General features: G+C 64.9%; 15 protein-coding genes and 1 pseudogene. 6 read left to right on the top strand and 10 right to left on the bottom strand.

Translation table 11 applies throughout. The features are described from left to right. Positions 1 to 144: 144 nt before the first annotated feature. A complete protein-coding gene (locus ABLV49_RS19955) occupies positions 145 to 1239 on the bottom strand; it encodes a pirin family protein (RefSeq protein ID WP_349279224.1) in 1095 nt (364 codons plus the stop codon). A gap of 278 nt (positions 1240 to 1517) precedes the next feature. On the opposite strand from ABLV49_RS19955, the gene ABLV49_RS19950 reads away from it, so the two are divergent. Further along, a complete protein-coding gene (locus ABLV49_RS19950; protein ID WP_349279222.1) occupies positions 1518 to 1880 on the top strand; it encodes a collagen-like protein in 363 nt (120 codons plus the stop codon). Between the two features lie 84 nt (positions 1881 to 1964). On the opposite strand, the gene ABLV49_RS19945 is transcribed toward ABLV49_RS19950, so the two are convergent. Beyond that, positions 1965 to 2387, bottom strand: coding sequence for a VOC family protein (locus ABLV49_RS19945; RefSeq protein WP_041377496.1), 423 nt, complete (start codon positions 2385 to 2387; stop codon positions 1965 to 1967). A gap of 148 nt (positions 2388 to 2535) precedes the next feature. Between ABLV49_RS19945 and ABLV49_RS19940 the strand changes: the two are divergent. Then, a pseudogene (locus tag ABLV49_RS19940) lies at positions 2536 to 2733 on the top strand (SDR family oxidoreductase); the annotation flags it as partial. Positions 2734 to 2740: 7 nt separating this feature from the next. On the opposite strand, the gene ABLV49_RS19935 reads toward ABLV49_RS19940, so the two are convergent. Both ABLV49_RS19935 and ABLV49_RS19930 read right to left on the bottom strand, forming a co-directional pair. After that, positions 2741 to 4063 (bottom strand): leucine-rich repeat-containing protein kinase family protein, encoded by a 1323-nt coding sequence (locus ABLV49_RS19935; RefSeq protein ID WP_349279220.1) that lies wholly within the window; start codon positions 4061 to 4063, stop codon positions 2741 to 2743. 192 nt (positions 4064 to 4255) lie between these two features. Next, entirely contained in the window at positions 4256 to 5278 is a 1023-nt protein-coding gene (locus tag ABLV49_RS19930) for an SDR family oxidoreductase (RefSeq protein ID WP_349279218.1), read from the bottom strand. On the opposite strand from ABLV49_RS19930, the gene ABLV49_RS19925 reads away from it, so the two are divergent. Continuing rightward, complete coding sequence (locus ABLV49_RS19925; RefSeq protein ID WP_349279216.1) at positions 5277 to 5543, top strand: hypothetical protein; 267 nt, start codon at positions 5277 to 5279, stop codon at positions 5541 to 5543. The genes ABLV49_RS19930 and ABLV49_RS19925 overlap by 2 nt on opposite strands. 94 nt (positions 5544 to 5637) lie before the next feature. Continuing rightward, the gene (locus ABLV49_RS19920) at positions 5638 to 7758 is read left to right on the top strand and encodes a D-(-)-3-hydroxybutyrate oligomer hydrolase (RefSeq protein ID WP_349279214.1); all 2121 of its coding nucleotides are present in this window, start codon (positions 5638 to 5640) and stop codon (positions 7756 to 7758) included. Positions 7759 to 7903: 145 nt separating this feature from the next. Here the strand turns inward: ABLV49_RS19920 and ABLV49_RS19915 are convergent, their stop codons facing one another. After that, positions 7904 to 8734 (bottom strand): transglutaminase family protein, encoded by an 831-nt coding sequence (locus tag ABLV49_RS19915; protein WP_349279212.1) that lies wholly within the window; start codon positions 8732 to 8734, stop codon positions 7904 to 7906. Positions 8735 to 9150: 416 nt separating this feature from the next. Between ABLV49_RS19915 and ABLV49_RS19910 the strand changes: the two genes are divergently transcribed. Continuing rightward, positions 9151 to 9762 carry a class I SAM-dependent methyltransferase gene (locus ABLV49_RS19910; RefSeq protein ID WP_349279210.1) on the top strand — a complete coding sequence of 204 codons (612 nt, stop codon included), beginning with the start codon at positions 9151 to 9153 and terminating at the stop codon, positions 9760 to 9762. Positions 9763 to 9783: 21 nt separating this feature from the next. On the opposite strand, the gene ABLV49_RS19905 is transcribed toward ABLV49_RS19910, so the two are convergent. The 5 genes from ABLV49_RS19905 to ABLV49_RS19885 all read right to left on the bottom strand — a co-directional run bounded on the left by ABLV49_RS19905 (position 9784) and on the right by ABLV49_RS19885 (position 13857). Then, the gene (locus ABLV49_RS19905) at positions 9784 to 10497 is read right to left on the bottom strand and encodes a glutathione S-transferase N-terminal domain-containing protein (protein ID WP_349279208.1); all 714 of its coding nucleotides are present in this window, start codon (positions 10495 to 10497) and stop codon (positions 9784 to 9786) included. A 156-nt stretch (positions 10498 to 10653) separates the two neighbouring features. Then, positions 10654 to 11073: a VOC family protein gene (locus ABLV49_RS19900; protein WP_349279206.1), complete on the bottom strand. Its 420-nt coding sequence runs from the start codon at positions 11071 to 11073 to the stop codon at positions 10654 to 10656. A 364-nt stretch (positions 11074 to 11437) separates the two neighbouring features. Continuing rightward, complete coding sequence (locus ABLV49_RS19895; protein WP_349279204.1) at positions 11438 to 11689, bottom strand: hypothetical protein; 252 nt, start codon at positions 11687 to 11689, stop codon at positions 11438 to 11440. A gap of 90 nt (positions 11690 to 11779) precedes the next feature. After that, entirely contained in the window at positions 11780 to 12577 is a 798-nt protein-coding gene (locus ABLV49_RS19890; RefSeq protein WP_349279202.1) for a tRNA-uridine aminocarboxypropyltransferase, read from the bottom strand. Positions 12578 to 12651: 74 nt separating this feature from the next. Further along, positions 12652 to 13857 carry a Fic family protein gene (locus ABLV49_RS19885; protein ID WP_349279200.1) on the bottom strand — a complete coding sequence of 402 codons (1206 nt, stop codon included), beginning with the start codon at positions 13855 to 13857 and terminating at the stop codon, positions 12652 to 12654. A 389-nt stretch (positions 13858 to 14246) separates the two neighbouring features. Between ABLV49_RS19885 and ABLV49_RS19880 the strand changes: the two genes are divergently transcribed. Next, complete coding sequence (locus ABLV49_RS19880; RefSeq protein ID WP_349279198.1) at positions 14247 to 15356, top strand: PDDEXK nuclease domain-containing protein; 1110 nt, start codon at positions 14247 to 14249, stop codon at positions 15354 to 15356. Positions 15357 to 15433: the final 77 nt, after the last annotated feature.

Genomic DNA, 15433 nt, shown 5'->3' with positions numbered 1-15433 from the left:
CGCACATCAGGAAATCTCCCTGATTCATGAAAACACTTCGGCGGTTGAAAGACTGCCATCCAATAACGCCTGAAAAAGTAGGACAAGACACAAGTCCGGGTGCCGCCCCGCAACGCCCGCTGCGCTGGAGGCGATGGCCCGCCGTCAGGCCGTTGCCGAATCGCTGGCCGTGCCGCTTTCGGCGGGCCGTTCCTCGGCGCCGCCGGGATGCCGCGCAAACCGCGCCGGCTCCCGTCCATGCACCGGCGCGCTGTCGGGCCACGGCCAGCCGCCGAATTGCGTGCGCTGGTAGTCGGCCAGCGTCTGCCGAATCTCGGCCTGGGTGTTCATGACGAACGGGCCGTACTGCGCCACCGGCTCGCCAATCGGCCGGCCCTGAAGCAAGAGGAATTCAGCCTCTCCGGGGCCGTTGACCAGTTCCACGGCGGCATTGGCGCGCAACTCGATGGCGCTGGCCGGGCTGACCGCCTGGCCCGCCACCGCGACCGACGCGCCCTTGAAGAAATACAGCTGGCGCCGGGTGTCCTTGCCGCTGGCGGCAGGCAGCGTCCAGCGGGCGCCGGGCGCCATGCGAATCGTCCAGATGGCCACGTCGGCGTCAGGCTGCGCGGCCCAGGAGTCGGGCGGCGGCGGCAGCGGTTCGGCCACGCCAGCGTCCGGCGCGTCGAGCCGGCCGGCAATGACCGCCACCTCGGTCGCGCGGCCGTCGGCATCAAGGGCCGTCAGGCGCGCAATCGCCTGCGACCAGAACATGGTGAAGCGGGGCGCGGCCATCTTGCTGCGGGCCGGAAGGTTCAGCCAGATCTGGAACAGCTCCAGCGGATTCGGGCCTTTTTCATCCAGCAGCGGAAACATTTCCGAATGCACGACGCCCTGGCCGGCCGTGAGCCACTGCACGTCGCCTTGCCCGAAGCGCGCCATGGCGCCCAGCGAATCGGCGTGGTCGATCAGTCCCTTGCGGGCTATGGTCACGGTTTCAAAGCCCCGGTGCGGATGCGCCGGAAAGCCCGGCACCGCGCTGCCGTGGTACATGCTCCAGCCGTCCTTGCGGCTGAAGTCCTGGCCGATGTCGCGCCCCGCCAGCGAAGCGGCCGGCCCCATTTGTCCATTGGCCGCCGGGTAGGCGTCGTCGTGGTAGGCGCAAAACAGGAAGGGGTCGAGGGTTTCCCACGGAAAGCCGAGCGGCTTGACCTGAAGGACGGGTGTGCTGGCATTAGCGGAGGCGGGCGATTGAGTCATCGTGAACCGTGCTTTCAAAACCACACAGGTGAGGCTGCCGTGTTGTGTTTCAAGCGCGGCGCTTCAGGCCGTCAGCCGCTGCCTGCACGGCGCGCCTGCACGCGCAGTACCCGCCCAAAGGCGACGAACAGTCGTGGAAACGTCCTACATTTCCGATGCAACTTTTTCAGTAAATTAGGGTTACAGCTTGTCAGTGACTGTTAAAGGTCGCGGCAAGAAAAACTGTCAACGCACACATCAAACTTGGTGCGGCTTTCTCTTCACCTCAAAGGCTCCCCATGAAATATTCATTACTGCTCGCCGCACTGGTTGCAATGCTCGGCCTGACCGCTTGCGAAAAAACCACCGTGACCCCGCCTGCCGCCGCGCCGGTCGTGGTCGTTCCCGGTCCCGCTGGCCCGGCAGGAGCAACCGGCGACACTGGCGCCACCGGCTCAACCGGCTCGACGGTTGCCGTTCCCGGCGCAACGGGTGCGACTGGTGCGACCGGCGCAACGGGCAATGAGGGTGCGGCAGGTTCCACGGGCTCTACGGGCTACACCGGCGCAACGGGTGCAACCGGCGCCACCGGCGCTGAAGGCACCAAGGGCGAGACCGGCAAAACCGGCGGCGACACGGTCGTCGTTGTTCCAGCCAAATAAGCTTTTTCCTGCGCAACGCAGGATTCCCGCCGGCGGCTGGTTGCCGCCGCTGGCGGGGTGGCATTTAGCCGCTGGGCGCCGCGTTCAGGCCGGCGCCAGTGGCACGATCACCATCCACGACACGCCGAAGCGGTCGGCCACCATGCCGAAGGACGAGGCAAAAAACGTCTTGTCCAGCGGCATCTGCACCTGCCCGCCGTCGCCCAGGGCGCTGAACAGCTTGCGGGCTTCGTCATCGCTTGCCGGTGAAACCGACAGCGAAAAGCCCTTGAACTCCGGCTGCCCCATGGCGCGGCCGTCGGAGGCCATCAGTTCGGTCTCGCCGATGCGAAAGCTGGCGTGCATCACCTTGTCTTCAGAACCCGGCGCGCACATGCCCGGCGGCTGCGGCTCGGGGCTTTCCCTGAAGCGCATCAGCATGGTGACTTCGGCGCCGAGCGCGGCACGGTAAAAATCAAGGGCCTCCTCGCAGCGGCCGTCGAAAAACAGGTAGGGCTGGACTTGCATGGCAATCTCCTTTTGAAAAAGGGTGATGCGCTGGGCATGCGCCATGCCGGGGCAAGAACGCTGGTTTTGTGTGCACCACCCGCTCAAACCATACCAAAGCCGGACGGCCTTTGCAGCGTCGGGCGGTCTGAAAATGTAACTCTGCGGCGCGCCCGGCCCGACCGCCACGGACCTGTTCCTGCTGAACGGCAAGACCCCCGAAACGGTTGAGCGCCTGTCGAAAATGGCGCCGCTGGAACGCCTGGGCACGCCCGGGGGCATCGCCGCTGCGGTCGCTTTTCTGGTCAGCGAAGACGCCGGCTGGGTCAACGGCCAGACGCTGCGCGCCAATGGTGGGGTGGTTTAACGCCGCTTCAGGATAGCGCCGCCAGCTGTTCCTCTATTTGCGCAAACAGCGGCCGGGCGGCCGGGTCATCGCCGGCGCAACTGGCCTGCAAATCGGCCAGCCGGTCCAGCGTGGCCCGCGAGCCGGGCAGGGGAAGGCAGCGCGCCAGCAGTTCTTCGAGCAGGCAGGCAAACGCCCGCACCTCGATGCGCTGCAGCGCCTGCGCCAGCGTTGGGTCATCGGGCGCAAAAAACGACGCCGCGCCGAAGTCGCCCAGCAGCGCCTGGCCGTCATCGCGGCACAAAATATTGTGTGCATACAGGTCGCCATGCAACATGCCGCGCCCGTGCAGCTGCCGCGCCGCCGACGCCATGCCCCGCGCCAGGCGGACCAGCGCGTGCGGCGTGAAGCGGGTGTCGGCGGCATACACGTCGCGCGTGCAGGACGCCAGGCTGGGCGGCGCGGCCAGGTTGCCAAAGCGCGGCGCCACCAGCGCCATCACCAGGCCGCTGGCACCGGCCGGATGGCCGGCAAGCTGGCCATGCACGGCAATCAGGTTGGGATGCGCGCCGGCGCTGATGCAGGCCGCCATTTCATGCTCGGGCAGGCCATCGCTGGTCAGCGCGCCCTTGAACACCTTGACCGCCACCGGCTGCTGCGTGTCGCCGCGCTGCCAGAGCGCCTGGTGAATCACGCCCGAGGCGCCTTCGCCCAGCTGCCGGCCAAGCCGCAGGTCGGCCCAGGCTATGCGGGCCAGGGGCGCGGCCGCCTGCGCCGCCGCTTCGCCGGCCTGGTCCAGGGGATTGCCCGCAAACGCCAGCCAGGCCAGGCGCGGTAGCTGGAGCAGCCAGTCCGGCAGGGCGGTGAAGCGGTTGGCGGCGATGCGCAGCAGCTCCAGCCGGGTGCAGCCGGCCATTTCCGGCGGCAGGGCTTCGAGCCGGTTGCCCGCCAGCATCAGCTTTTGCAGCCGGGTGCAGCGCCCGATGCCGGCCGGCAGTTCGCCGATCTGGTTGTCGGTCAGCACCAGCCAGCGCAGCAGCGGCGGCAGCGCCGCGTCGGGCACATGGCGGATGCGGTTGGCCCGAAAGCCGATCATCTCCAGTTGCGGGCACCGGCCGAGCACGGCGGGCAGTTCGGTGAACTGGTTGTCCGAGCAAAAAATGATGCGCAGCCGGTGCAGGCGCGGCAGGTCGCCCGGCAGGGCGTTCAGCGCATTGCCCGAGAGGTCGAGGATTTCCAGCGTGTCGGCCAGCTCGAAGATCTCGGGCGCAAAGGTTTGCAGTCCGCACGACAGGCTCAGGCGCCGGCTGCCAGCCAGTGCGCCCGAGCGCAGTTGTTCAAGGGTGTTCATGGCCTGATTGGACACGAAGCGGATGCGCCGGCCTGATGGACCAGGGCCGGCGCGGGGGCGCCGTTCAAGGGCGCATTCTTTGGACTTGGCGGCATGAGCGCCTGAAACATTGCGGTTTATGAACAAAATAGCCCGTCTGCGCATGTCCAGCATGCGCAGGCAGCTATTAAAAACAGAGCATTGTCGGCTTTGCTAACCTGCCGCCTGCCGTGAACGGGCGGGGCCTTGCTGATGCGGCCTGCGCGAGCGCAGCGCCCACAGCAGCCCCAGCCCGAGCGCACCGGCCAGCGCCACTGCCGCCACCGGCGCGGCGCGCGTCGCCAGGGTGCGGTGGCCGCCGTCAATCGTGTGCACGCGCGAGGGCTCGAACAGGTTGCCGTTGGTGATCGGCGCCGGGTCGGCGCGGTTGAGGGCGCGGTTGGTGAACCAGGCGCTGACGCGGCCGGTCAGCCCGGGCGCCACGGCATGCGCCAGCCGCCCGGGCAGCGCCACGCTGCCAATCGAGGTCACGTCGCGCGGGGTTTTGGCCAAGGCCACCAGGCTGGCCGCGACCTGGCGCGGGTCGAGCACGGGCGGCGCCGGGTGCAGCCGCTTGCCGGTGTAGTTGGCGCCGTGCAGCAGGCCCGGCGTATCGACAAACGCCGGGTACACCTCGCAGACATGCACGCCCGGCAGGCTGCCCAGCTCGGCGCGCAGCGCTTCGGAAAAGCCGCGCAGCCCGAACTGGCTGGCGGTGTAGGCCGCCGCGTAAGGCGTGGCGATCCAGCCGCCGGAAGAGATCATGTTGATCAGCGTGCCGCGCCCGCGCTGGCGAAAATGCGGCAGCACCGCATGCGCGCCGTTGAGGTGGCCGATCAGGTTGGACTCGATGACCCGCTGGTGCGCCTCGATGGGCGTGGCGTCGAAGGCGCCGACCGCGCCGGTGCCGGCGTTGTTGATCCAGACATCGATGTGGCCAAAGCGCTCGATGGCGGCGTCGGCCAGCGCGCGCATGGCGTCGGCATCGGTCACGTCGGTCGGCACCGCCAGCGCCCGGGCGTCCAGCAACTCGCATTCGGCGGCCACCCGGTCCAGCGCCTGGGCACCGCGTGCTGCCAGCACCAGGCGCGCGCCCGCACGGGCAAAGGCCAGTGCGGTGGCGTGGCCGATGCCGCTGGAGGCGCCGGTCAGGACCACGACGGGGGCAAAGGGCTGGGGGGCGTCGGAGTTGGGCATGGTATCTAGCCTGGAAGTGGTGGAAGTGGTGGAAGTGGTGGAAGTAGTGGAAGTGGTTGCGGGGTTTTTAATCGTCGGGGGCAAAAACCCGGCTGTCAATCGGCGAAGGCGCCGCGGCGCTATTTTTACGGCGCTGTCAAGCTCGCTTGCCCCGGTAAGTAGTTGCACGGAGTTGAAACCAAAGGTGTTACCGACCATCATCAGGCCGGCCCGTCAGGCCCGGCCGTTGCGCCTGGACCTGCCGAGGGTTCGCACGCTGGAGTGACAGCCTTGCTTGGGAAGAACGAGATTGCTTTGAGCCGGCGTGTGTGAGGACTCGATGAATGAATCAACGAATAAATCAACATCAAGAGGACGACATGACCATCATCATTGCAGGCAAAAACACCTTGACGCTCACCTCGCTGGCCGCTGCCGTACTGGCGCTCGGCGCCTGCGGCGGCAACAGTGATCCTTTCGAAAGCAAAAACACCAAGCCGGCCTACCTGGGCGCCGTCGCCATCGCCAGCTATGACGGCGCCAGCGACGACCTGCTCACCGCCGGCCTCGGCAAGACCGGCCTGGGCGGGACCGCGCCGGCCGTGGCCGACCCGCTGAAGCCGACCCCCGCCGAGCTGCGCAGGCTGGCGATTTTCAACAACTACCGGGCCATCCTGGACATCACGGCGGGCGGCGGCTACGGCACGCTGTATGGCCCGAACGTCGATGCCAAGGGCGTCGTCACCACCAGCGAAGGCAAGATCGCCGGGACCGAATACATCGCCTACTCCGACGACGGCACGGGCAGGCAGAACATCACCATGATGGTGCAGGTGCCGGCCAGCTTCAACCCGGCCAATGCCTGCATCGTGACCGGCACCTCCAGCGGCTCGCGCGGCGTGTATGGCGCCATCGGCTCGGCCGGCGAGTGGGGCCTGAAAAACGGCTGCGCCGTGGCCTACACCGACAAGGGAACGGGCACCGGCATCCACGACCTGCAGAACAACACCGTCAACGGGCAGAACGGCGTTCGCCTGGACGCCGCCGCGGCCGGTAAAAACTCGATCTTCACCGCCGGCCTGACGGCATCCGAGCTGGCCGCCTTCAACGCGGCCACGCCAAACCGCTTTGCCGTCAAGCATGCGCATTCGCAGCAAAATCCTGAAAAGGACTGGGGCAAATGGACGCTGCAATCGGTCGAGTTCGCCTATTTCGTGCTGAATGAAAAATACGGCGACCTGGCCCGGGACGGCGCGACGCACCTGAAAAAGCTGACGCCGTCCAACACCATCGTGATCGCCTCCAGCGTGTCCAACGGCGCCGGCGCGGCGCTGGCGGCGGCAGAGCAGGACACGCAGGGCCTGATCAGCGGCGTGGCGGTGGCCGAGCCCGAAGTGCAACTGGCGCCCGACGCCCGCCTGAGCGTCAGGCGCGGCGCCAGCGTGCTGGTCGGCACCGGCAAGCCGCTGTACGACTATTTCACGCTGGCCAATCTGCTGCAGCCCTGCGCGGCGCTGGTGTCGCCGGCCACGAACGCCTTCAACACGGTCAACGCGGCGATTGCCGCCAGCCGCTGCACCGCCCTCAAGGCCAGCGGCCTGGTCACCGGCACCACGACCGCCGAACAGGCCGCCAGCGCGCTGGCCGCACTGGTCGCGGCGGGCTGGCAGCCGGAAAGCAATGTGCTGCAGGCCTCGCATTATTCGTTTGCAACGCTGTCGGTCGGGCTGACGTATGCCAACACCTACGGCCGCTTCAGCGTCAAGGACAACCTGTGCGGCTTCAGCTTCGCGGCCACCGGCGCGGCTGCATCGGCCACGCCGAACGCCCCGGTGCCGGCTTCCGCCAGCGCGCTGGCGACCTCGTTCGGCGCGTCCAACGGCGTGCCGCCGACGATAGGCATCAACATCGTCAACAACCTCAGCGCGGGCGGACCCTTGCTCGATGCCGCCTCGCTGTCGGCCGGCGGTGTGCAGGACTACAACATCGCCGGCGCGCTGTGCATGCGCGAACTGGCCACGGGAAGCAGCGCCAACGCCGTGCGCGTCAGGCAGGGCATGAGCGAAGTGGTGCGCAGCGCCAACCTGCGCGGCAAGCCGGCGCTGATCGTGCAGGGCCGGGCCGACACGCTGCTGCCGGTGGCCTTCACCGGGCGGCCGTATTTCGGCATGAACCAGATCGTCGAGGGAACGAGCAGCAAGCTGTCGTACATCGAGGTGACCAATGCCCAGCATTTCGACGCGTTCCTCGCCTTCCCGGGCTATCCGGAACGCATGGTGCCGCTGCACCGCTACTTCATCCAGGCGATGGACATGATGTATGCCAACCTGAAGACCGGCGCCGCCCTGCCCGCCAGCCAGGTGGTGCGCACCGTGCCGCGCGGCCTGACGGGCCTGGTGGCCAATCCGATTGCCGCCAGCAACGTGCCGCCGATCAAGACGACGCCCGCCGCCGCTGACCAGATCACCTTCGCCAACAACGTGGTGACCATCGCCGACTGAGGATGCGGTCAGCAATAACTTCCCTGCGTCATTCCCGCGAAGGCGGGAATCCAGCAACACGGGTTGAAGCGCTCAAACGAGTCTGGATACCCGCCTTCGCGGGTATGACGGACGGTAAGTTATTCTTTGCCAGAAGCCGGCTTGTCTATTTGCTGGTTTTGACCGCCAGCACCGCTTCAGGCAGCGCTTCATCGGGCGCCGTCACCTCGACCCGCATCTCGTTGAGTTGCAGCGGGCGCGGGCCGTAGTCTGAAATAAAGGCCACGTCGGTCGCGTCATGGCCGTAGGCCAGAACGATGCGGGCGCCGCGCGGCGCGTCCTGCGTGGCGTCGAAGGTGTACCAGCGTCCGCCCAGGAAGGCCTCGAACCAGGCATGCAGGTCCATCGGCTTGAGCCCGTGCATGTAGCCCACCACCATGCGCGCCGGAATCTGCAGGCTGCGGCACAGCGCAATGCCGACATGCGCAAAGTCGCGGCACACGCCTGCGCCGTGCTCCAGCGTGTCCAGCGCATCGGTGGTGGTCGAGCTGACGCCATAGCGGTAGGCCAGGTTGTGGTGAATCCAGGCCCGGATCTTTTCGACCTGGGCATAGCCCCGGGGCGTCCTGCCGACCACCGACAGCGCTTTGTGCAGCATCTTGTCCGACGGGCAGTAGCGGCTTTGCAAGAGGTAATGCAGCACATTGGAAGGCAGCTCGCTGATCGGGGTCTGCGGCGCATGCGGCGCGACCGTGATGTGGTCTTCGACCTCCATCGTCACCTCGACCCCGATGCGCATCTGGCCGCGCGGCACGATCATGCGCTGGCACAGGTTGCCGTAACTGTCGATGAATTCTTCCACCGGCACGCACGGCTCCAGGTCGTAACGCTCGCTGATCATCCACTGCGTCACGCCGCTGCGCGGGCGCAGCATCGCAATCATGGGGCAGTCTGAAAAGGCGGTGATGCGGATGAAACAGGCGGCTTTGAGCTTCATGGAAAAGAGAAAATAAAGAGGAGGGCTAAAAGACAAACCGTTACAGCTTAACAAGCTTGGCCATCAATTGAAAAATTTATTAAAGAGCGCTGTTGCGCTTGCCTGACAAGCACCTGAAGCTATTAAAAAAATAGCATCATGGGCTTCAATCCGTTGGCTTGCGGCCCTGTCGGCTGGTTTGCCGGGCCGAATCTCGGCGCTTTCGCCTGGCGGCATGGCGTGAAAGTGCGCATGCCGACAAGACCCCGTCTGACAAGGGCCGGGAAAAGCCCCACGGACAATCAAGAAAAGGCGGTGCGGCTGCACTGAACTGGGGCGTTTCCTGGTTTTGTGTTGTCCAGTAACACCCGCTTGATAACTACAACTCCGAAGAGACATAGGCCTGCACAATGAACCAGCCACATGTTGAAAGGCCGATGAGCCATCCAACCCTGCCTGCAGGCCCTCTCAATTTTCGCCAGCTCAGCGACAACTACCAGTTCCTTCGCGGCTTTGTGCGCAATCCGGCGCGCGTCGGCTCCATCGTTCCGAGTTCACGCCAGCTTGAGCAGCGGCTGGTGCAGCTTGCCCGGCTTGGCGAGGCACGCACGGTGGTCGAACTGGGGCCGGGCACCGGCGGAACGACCGCCGCCTTTTTGCAGGCGATGTCTCCCACGGCCCAGTTGCTGGCCATCGAACTCGACAGCGAATTCCACCAGCGCCTGGACGCCGCCATCCGTGACCCGCGTTTTAACCTTGAGCTGGGCAGCGCCGAGCGCCTGGCCGAATTCCTGGCGGCCCGCTGGCTGCCGGCGCCCGATGCCATCGTCTCCGGCATTCCGTTTTCAACCATGGCGCCTGAAGTCTCCGACCGGGTGGCCGCCACCGTCGCCCGGGTGCTGCGGCCGGGCGGGCGTTTTGTCGCCTACCAGGTGCGCGCGCATGTCGCCGATTTCATGTCGCCCTACCTCGGCCAGCCCGAGACCTGCTGGGAATTCATGAACGTGCCGCCGGTGCGGGTCTTCACCTGGGTCAAGCCCGGGCGCTGAGCCGCTCTGCCCTGCTCTCCGTCAGGAGCGCGGCGGTATCGCCAGGCCTTTGACCACCGCCGGGCGCGCCACGAATGCCGCCAGCACCCGCTTGACCTGCGCAAAGTCATCAATTCCCACCAGCTCGCCCGCCTCGTAGAAGCCGATCAGGTTGCGCACCCACGGAAGGGTGGCGATGTCGGCAATGGTGTAGTCACTTCCCATGATCCAGTCGCGGCCGTCGAGCCGCCGGTCCAGCACGCCCAGCAGGCGCCTGGCCTCGGCCACGTAGCGGTCGCGCGGGCGCTTGTCCTCGTAGTCCTTGCCGGCGAACTTGCTGAAAAAACCCAGCTGGCCAAACATCGGGCCGATGCCGCCCATCTGGAACATCAGCCACTGGATGGTCTCGTAGCGTCCGGCCGCGTCCTGGGGCAGAAACAAGCCGGTCTTTTCGGCCAGGTAGATCAGGATCGCGCCCGACTCGAACAGCGCCAGCGGCTGGCCGTCCGGCCCGTTCGGGTCCAGGATGGCCGGAATCTTGTTGTTCGGGCTCAGCGAGAGGAATTCGGGCGACATCTGGTCCTGCGTCTCGAAGCTGACCAGGTGCGGCTCGTAGGGCAGGCCGGTTTCCTCCAGCATGATCGACACCTTCACGCCGTTGGGCGTGGGCAGCGAATACAGCTGCAGCCGGTCAGGGTGCAGGGCGGGCCATTTGTGGGTGATGGGGAAGGTCGAAAGCGTGGAGCGGTCGGTCATGGGTAATTCCTTGGGACAAAGCAACAGCGGGGCGCAGGGTTCTGCGCCGGGCATTTTGACCCGAAGGCGACGGTTGCGCTTGGCGCGGTCATTGACCGTTTCAGATCCTGTTTTTACACAGGCCCAGGTCAGGTGACGGACGTTTTTCTTGAAGGTCTAAACATCTTCGGGGCCGATGTGGACATAGGTCGGCTCTATGTACATCACTTCCCACAGGTGGCCGTCCAGATCCTGGAAGCCGTGCTGGTACATGTTGCCGTGGTCCTTGGCCGCGCGGTGCGTCCTTGCGCCTGCGCCCAGTGCATTGCTCACCATCAGGTCCACCGCCTCCCGGCTTTCGCAGGACAGGCAGACGATGACCTCGGTGCTGCGGGTGGCGTCGCAGATCGGGTGGGGCGTGAAGGTCCTGAAAAATTCCTCGGCCAGCAGCATCACGTAACTGTCGTCGCCCACGACCATGCAGGCGGCGTTCTCGTCGGTGAACTTGGGGTTGAACGCGAAGCCGAGCCGCTTGAAAAACCGCAGCGACTTGTCCAGGTTCTTGACCGGCAGGTTGACGTAGATCTGAGTGGCCATGCGCTTCCCCTTTGAGGCTTGAAGCTTGAACTACCGGTCAAGGCGAGGCCGCCGGCAGTGTGTGAAACAAGGTGGTGGGCAAAGGAGTAGGGTGCTTTTCCAGGCCGGGCCGGCGCGTCGGACAAGGCGCCGTTTTTTTGTCGGTCACTGGAATGCCGCCGATGCTGCCGGCTGAAAATCGGCTTGGCACTTCGGCTGATGAAGGGCTGAGCCCTCAGCCTCTTCAGCGCAATAAACGGCGAACGCGGTGCGGCCTGCCGCTCTGAATTACAAGCCAAATCTGGCTTTTGCGCATGTCCAGCGTGCGCAAGCCGCTATCAAATCAGGATCAACCGGCGGAGCCGGCAAAAACAGCCAGTGCCGCCTATCGCCCCACCACCGACCAGCCCGCTTGCTGGTTGGCCTTGTTGTTCTCGTATTCCCACGCCGTGCCGCAGCGGTCGCAGCGGTACTTGGTGATGGTGACCAGCGCGGAGCCGCGCTTTTCCTGGCGGTTGGCGCCCTGCACCAGTTCGGGATGGCCGGGCGCCTTGCGCCAGTTGCGCTGGATGCCGGCGCACGAATCGCACAGCTCCATCTTCTTCAATTCGTTCTGGCGGTTCAGGTCTTGGCTCATGGTGTTGCTTTTTCAGGTGCGGCGAGGTTGCCTTGGGTGTTGGGGGTCGATTGTCGCTCTTCGGTCATCCGCGCTGGCGCGAACTTCCCGTCAGGCGCCAGCGCCTCTGCCGCCAGGCAAACGCAAGCCGCGCAGACGCTGGTGCGCCGCGTCTTCCCCATCCACGGGCAACTGCTGCTTGGCCAACAGGTAGTGGCTGGTGAACACATCGAGGTAAGCCTCCAGCGTCCGTGCCGCATGCGGCTCGCCCGCCAGTTCCAGGCACAGCGCGGCGACTTCTGAAGTGCAGAAATGGTCGGCGCGCCTGGAGCGGCGCAGGCGGTAGCTGGAAAGCTGCTCGGTCTGCAGGCTGAGCACCGGCAGGTGGTCCAGGTAGGGGCTCTTGCGAAACATCTTGCGCGCCTCGGGCCAGGTGGCGTCGAGCAACACAAACAGCGGCCGCTTGCCGTTGTCAAGGTCGGTGGGCTGCACCTCCGCCACGACGCGTCCGTCCGCGACGAACTCACCCGGAAACACCAGATACGGCTGCCACTGCGGATCGGCCAGCAGGGCCAGCAGCGCAGGGTCCACCTCGGTGCGCGCCCAGCCAAAGGCCGACGTGTCGGCCACCACATCGGCGATCAGCCAGCCCGTGTTGCTGGGCTTGAGCGGCTCGATGTCGGCCATGATCAGGCAAACCCCCGCACGCACCGGCACGGCCGGACGCAAGGCGCACAGGCAGTGGCTGGGAATCAGGCGGCAACCGGCGCAGCGCTCCCCACGCGGACCGCCACGGGCCAGAAAGGGTTTGGAACTGCGCGCCAGGCGGGCGGCGCGCAGGCGGGAAACTGCGTGTGCATGGGCGTGGGGCAATGGGGCTGGCGGGGATGATGCGGCTTGGCTGGACATCGGACGGACTGTAGCAGCCAGGGTGAGTCAGGGCGGCGCCGAAATCGCCATTGAGGCGAAGCGCTCGGTTTGGGTCAGCGCGTCACCGGCTGGTTCCAACCCGCGACGTTGACGGCGTAGCGCGTGGCCTTGCCGACGCCTTCGACCCTGAGCAAACCGTGCTGCAGAAGCTCGGCCAGGTCGCGCGTGGCGGTGGCCTTGGAGGTGGCGCTGATCTTGCCGTACTTCTCGGCGGTCATGCCGCCCAGGAATCCGCCGCCCAGTTCGGTGCTTCCCGCTTCAAGCAGGCGCATCAGCACCTTGATTTGCCGCGCATTCAGCGCCAAGCAGGACATGCGCAACCGGAACGCGGCTTTGTCCAGCGCCTGCTTCACCGCCGCCTGGGACAGGATGCAGCTCCGGGTAAAAGCCTGCACAAACCATTGCACCCACGGCGTCACATCCAGCGCGCCCTCCGGCGGGCCAGACTGCGCCTGGCTCAAGGCGTCGTAATAAGCGCTTCTCGACACCAGCAGTTGCCGCGACATGCCGAACAGCCGGGCCGGTGCGCCCACATCCTGCGCCAGCGCCATGTCCACAATGGCGCGCCCGAGCCGGCCATTGCCGTCTTCAAACGGATGAATCGATTCAAACCACAGGTGCGCCACCGCCGCACGGGCAATGCCGTTGAGCGTGGTGGCCGGCACGTCGGGCGATGCGGCGACGGCCCGCTGGCTGGCTGGGCGCGTGGCTTCAAACCAGGCCAGAAACCGCGCCATTTCACCCGCCACCCGGCTGGAAGCGGGCGCGGTGTAATGCACCACCTCCCGACCGGGCCGCCCGCTGACGATTTGCATCGGGTCGGCGTGGTCGCGCCAGCGCCCCACGGCAATCCGGCGCAGGCCCGACGTGCCGCCCGGAAACAGGGCCGACTGCCAGCGGCACAAACGGTCGCCGTCCAGCACCGAGGCGAATCCGTCGGTCGCGTCCTGCATCACCTCCACCAGCCCGTCCACATGGCGATCACCCGTGGGCGCGTCGGCCAACCCCAGACGGTACGCCACCGACGAACGAACCGCCGCCAGATCAAGCTGTTCACCCTCAATCGCCGCCGTGGCAACGGCCTCCTGCACCCACAGCTCGCGCGTGATTTCCTGCGCCTCCGCCAAGCCAATGGCATCGAGCAGGCCCAGCAAGCGGCCCTGCTGGAGCCGCGCCTGATTCAGGTCGGGGGCCAGCGCCTGTGCGTCAAAACCGAGCTTGGGCCAGTCGGGGTGCTGCCAGATGTAGCGGGCTGGCATGGTGGGTGCGGGGGTTGTCATGAGCCGTATTTTAAAGAATACGGCTCAAATGGTGAGCTGTATTTTTAGAATATCGGCTCATGTGGCGGAAATTGAAGCACGAAAATATCGATAACTGATTGTTTTATATAGGGTTTTGGCATAAAACAGAAAAACTGACTGATACACCGAAATGCCCGGAACAAATGCCTCCATTTCGCGCCAGACCGGGGAGTTTTGCCATTGTTCAATGACGATGCTCCGGGAGATGCGCTCATTGGAGGGCGGAGGCTGCAACACGGGCTATCGGCTGGCGAAAAGCGGTGAATATGGCGAAATTTTGAGTAAAAAAGGCCTCTAGCGCATGTGCTGCCTGCACAAGCTGCTATCAAATTAAATAAGGATACGCGATGAAAAAAGTGTCTCGCACGGCGTCTGCAGCACCGGATGCGGAATTGGCTCTGTATTCCAGCATCCGCTCGCTGGTCCTGTCCGCCCGCAGCACCGTTGCGCGTGGCGTTGACCTGGTGCAGGTGCGTACCAATTTCGAGATTGGCCGACATGTCGTGGCGCATGAACAGCAAGGTGAAAGTCGCGCGGAGTACGGCAAGGAAGTGCTGAAACGGCTGGCTGAACGCCTGACGGTCGAGTTTGGAAGCGGCTTTTCGGTGACCAATCTCAAGTTGATGCGCCAGTTCTATCTACTGAACGCCCACCGAATAAGTCAGACAGCGTCTGACTTATTTGAAACCTCCAAGGGCCGCATAGGTCAGGCGGCGTCTGACCTATTGGCAGCGGTTGAAAAACGCCCCTTCAGCCTGAGCTGGTCCCACTATGTTTTTCTGCTGGGCATCAAGAAGGCCGATGAACGCGACTTCTACGAAATCGAAGCGGCCAGCCAGAACTGGACCGTGCGCGAGCTCAAGCGCCAGTTTGACAGCGGCCTGTACGAACGCCTGGCGCTGAGCCGCGACAAAGACGGCATTCGCCAGCTTGCCCAACAGGGGCAAATCGTCAGCCGGCCCCAGGACTTGCTCAAGGAGCCGCTGGTGCTGGAGTTTTTTGGCCTGTCCGAACAAGCCCGGTATTCCGAGTCCGACCTGGAAGGCGCCATCATCAGCCAGATCGAGCATTTTCTGCTGGAGCTGGGCAAGGGCTTTTTGTTTGAAGCCCGGCAAAAGCGCTTTACCTTTGACGGCGACCATTTTTTCGTCGATCTGGTTTTCTACAACCGCCTGCTGCGCTGCTATGTGCTGATCGACCTGAAAATCGGCAAGCTCACCCATCAGGATTTAGGCCAGATGCAGATGTACGTCAACTACTTTGACCGCTACGTCAAAACCGATACCGAAAGCGCCACCATCGGCATCGTGCTGTGCAAGAAAAAGCACGAGGCGCTGGTTGAAATCACTTTTCCCAAAGACGCGAATATCCATGCGCGGGAATACCAGCTTTATTTTCCGAGCAAAGAGGAGTTGCAGCAGAAACTTGCGGAGTGGGCTGCAAAAGTAGCTGGCTGAATATGCTTCCAATGACTGTTCATACAACGCGGTCAACAACTTTGGGTATCGGGCATGCTGGCTGCTGGCAGCAAAGC

The sequence above is a fragment of the Polaromonas hydrogenivorans genome, assembly GCF_040105105.1.
In the GTDB taxonomy this organism is placed as follows: Bacteria; Pseudomonadota; Gammaproteobacteria; order Burkholderiales; family Burkholderiaceae_C; genus Polaromonas; species Polaromonas hydrogenivorans.
Note: the sequence above shows the minus strand (reverse complement) of the source record. Positions and strands in the feature narration are given on the sequence as shown.

Bases quoted from the DNA above. Each gene is read 5' to 3' on its own strand.
- ABLV49_RS19950 (WP_349279222.1), top strand. From the start codon at position 1,518: ATGAAATATTCATTACTGCTCGCCGCACTGGTTGCAATGCTCGGCCTG.
- ABLV49_RS19900 (WP_349279206.1), bottom strand. From the start codon at position 11,073: ATGGCCACTCAGATCTACGTCAACCTGCCGGTCAAGAACCTGGACAAG.
- ABLV49_RS19955 (WP_349279224.1), bottom strand. From the start codon at position 1,239: ATGACTCAATCGCCCGCCTCCGCTAATGCCAGCACACCCGTCCTTCAG.
- ABLV49_RS19945 (WP_041377496.1), bottom strand. From the start codon at position 2,387: ATGCAAGTCCAGCCCTACCTGTTTTTCGACGGCCGCTGCGAGGAGGCC.
- ABLV49_RS19895 (WP_349279204.1), bottom strand. From the start codon at position 11,689: ATGAGCCAAGACCTGAACCGCCAGAACGAATTGAAGAAGATGGAGCTG.
- ABLV49_RS19915 (WP_349279212.1), bottom strand. From the start codon at position 8,734: ATGAAGCTCAAAGCCGCCTGTTTCATCCGCATCACCGCCTTTTCAGAC.
- ABLV49_RS19910 (WP_349279210.1), top strand. From the start codon at position 9,151: ATGAGCCATCCAACCCTGCCTGCAGGCCCTCTCAATTTTCGCCAGCTC.
- ABLV49_RS19920 (WP_349279214.1), top strand. From the start codon at position 5,638: ATGACCATCATCATTGCAGGCAAAAACACCTTGACGCTCACCTCGCTG.
- ABLV49_RS19885 (WP_349279200.1), bottom strand. From the start codon at position 13,857: ATGCCAGCCCGCTACATCTGGCAGCACCCCGACTGGCCCAAGCTCGGT.
- ABLV49_RS19925 (WP_349279216.1), top strand. From the start codon at position 5,277: ATGGTATCTAGCCTGGAAGTGGTGGAAGTGGTGGAAGTGGTGGAAGTA.
- ABLV49_RS19935 (WP_349279220.1), bottom strand. From the start codon at position 4,063: ATGAACACCCTTGAACAACTGCGCTCGGGCGCACTGGCTGGCAGCCGG.
- ABLV49_RS19890 (WP_349279202.1), bottom strand. From the start codon at position 12,577: ATGTCCAGCCAAGCCGCATCATCCCCGCCAGCCCCATTGCCCCACGCC.
- ABLV49_RS19880 (WP_349279198.1), top strand. From the start codon at position 14,247: ATGAAAAAAGTGTCTCGCACGGCGTCTGCAGCACCGGATGCGGAATTG.
- ABLV49_RS19905 (WP_349279208.1), bottom strand. From the start codon at position 10,497: ATGACCGACCGCTCCACGCTTTCGACCTTCCCCATCACCCACAAATGG.
- ABLV49_RS19930 (WP_349279218.1), bottom strand. From the start codon at position 5,278: ATGCCCAACTCCGACGCCCCCCAGCCCTTTGCCCCCGTCGTGGTCCTG.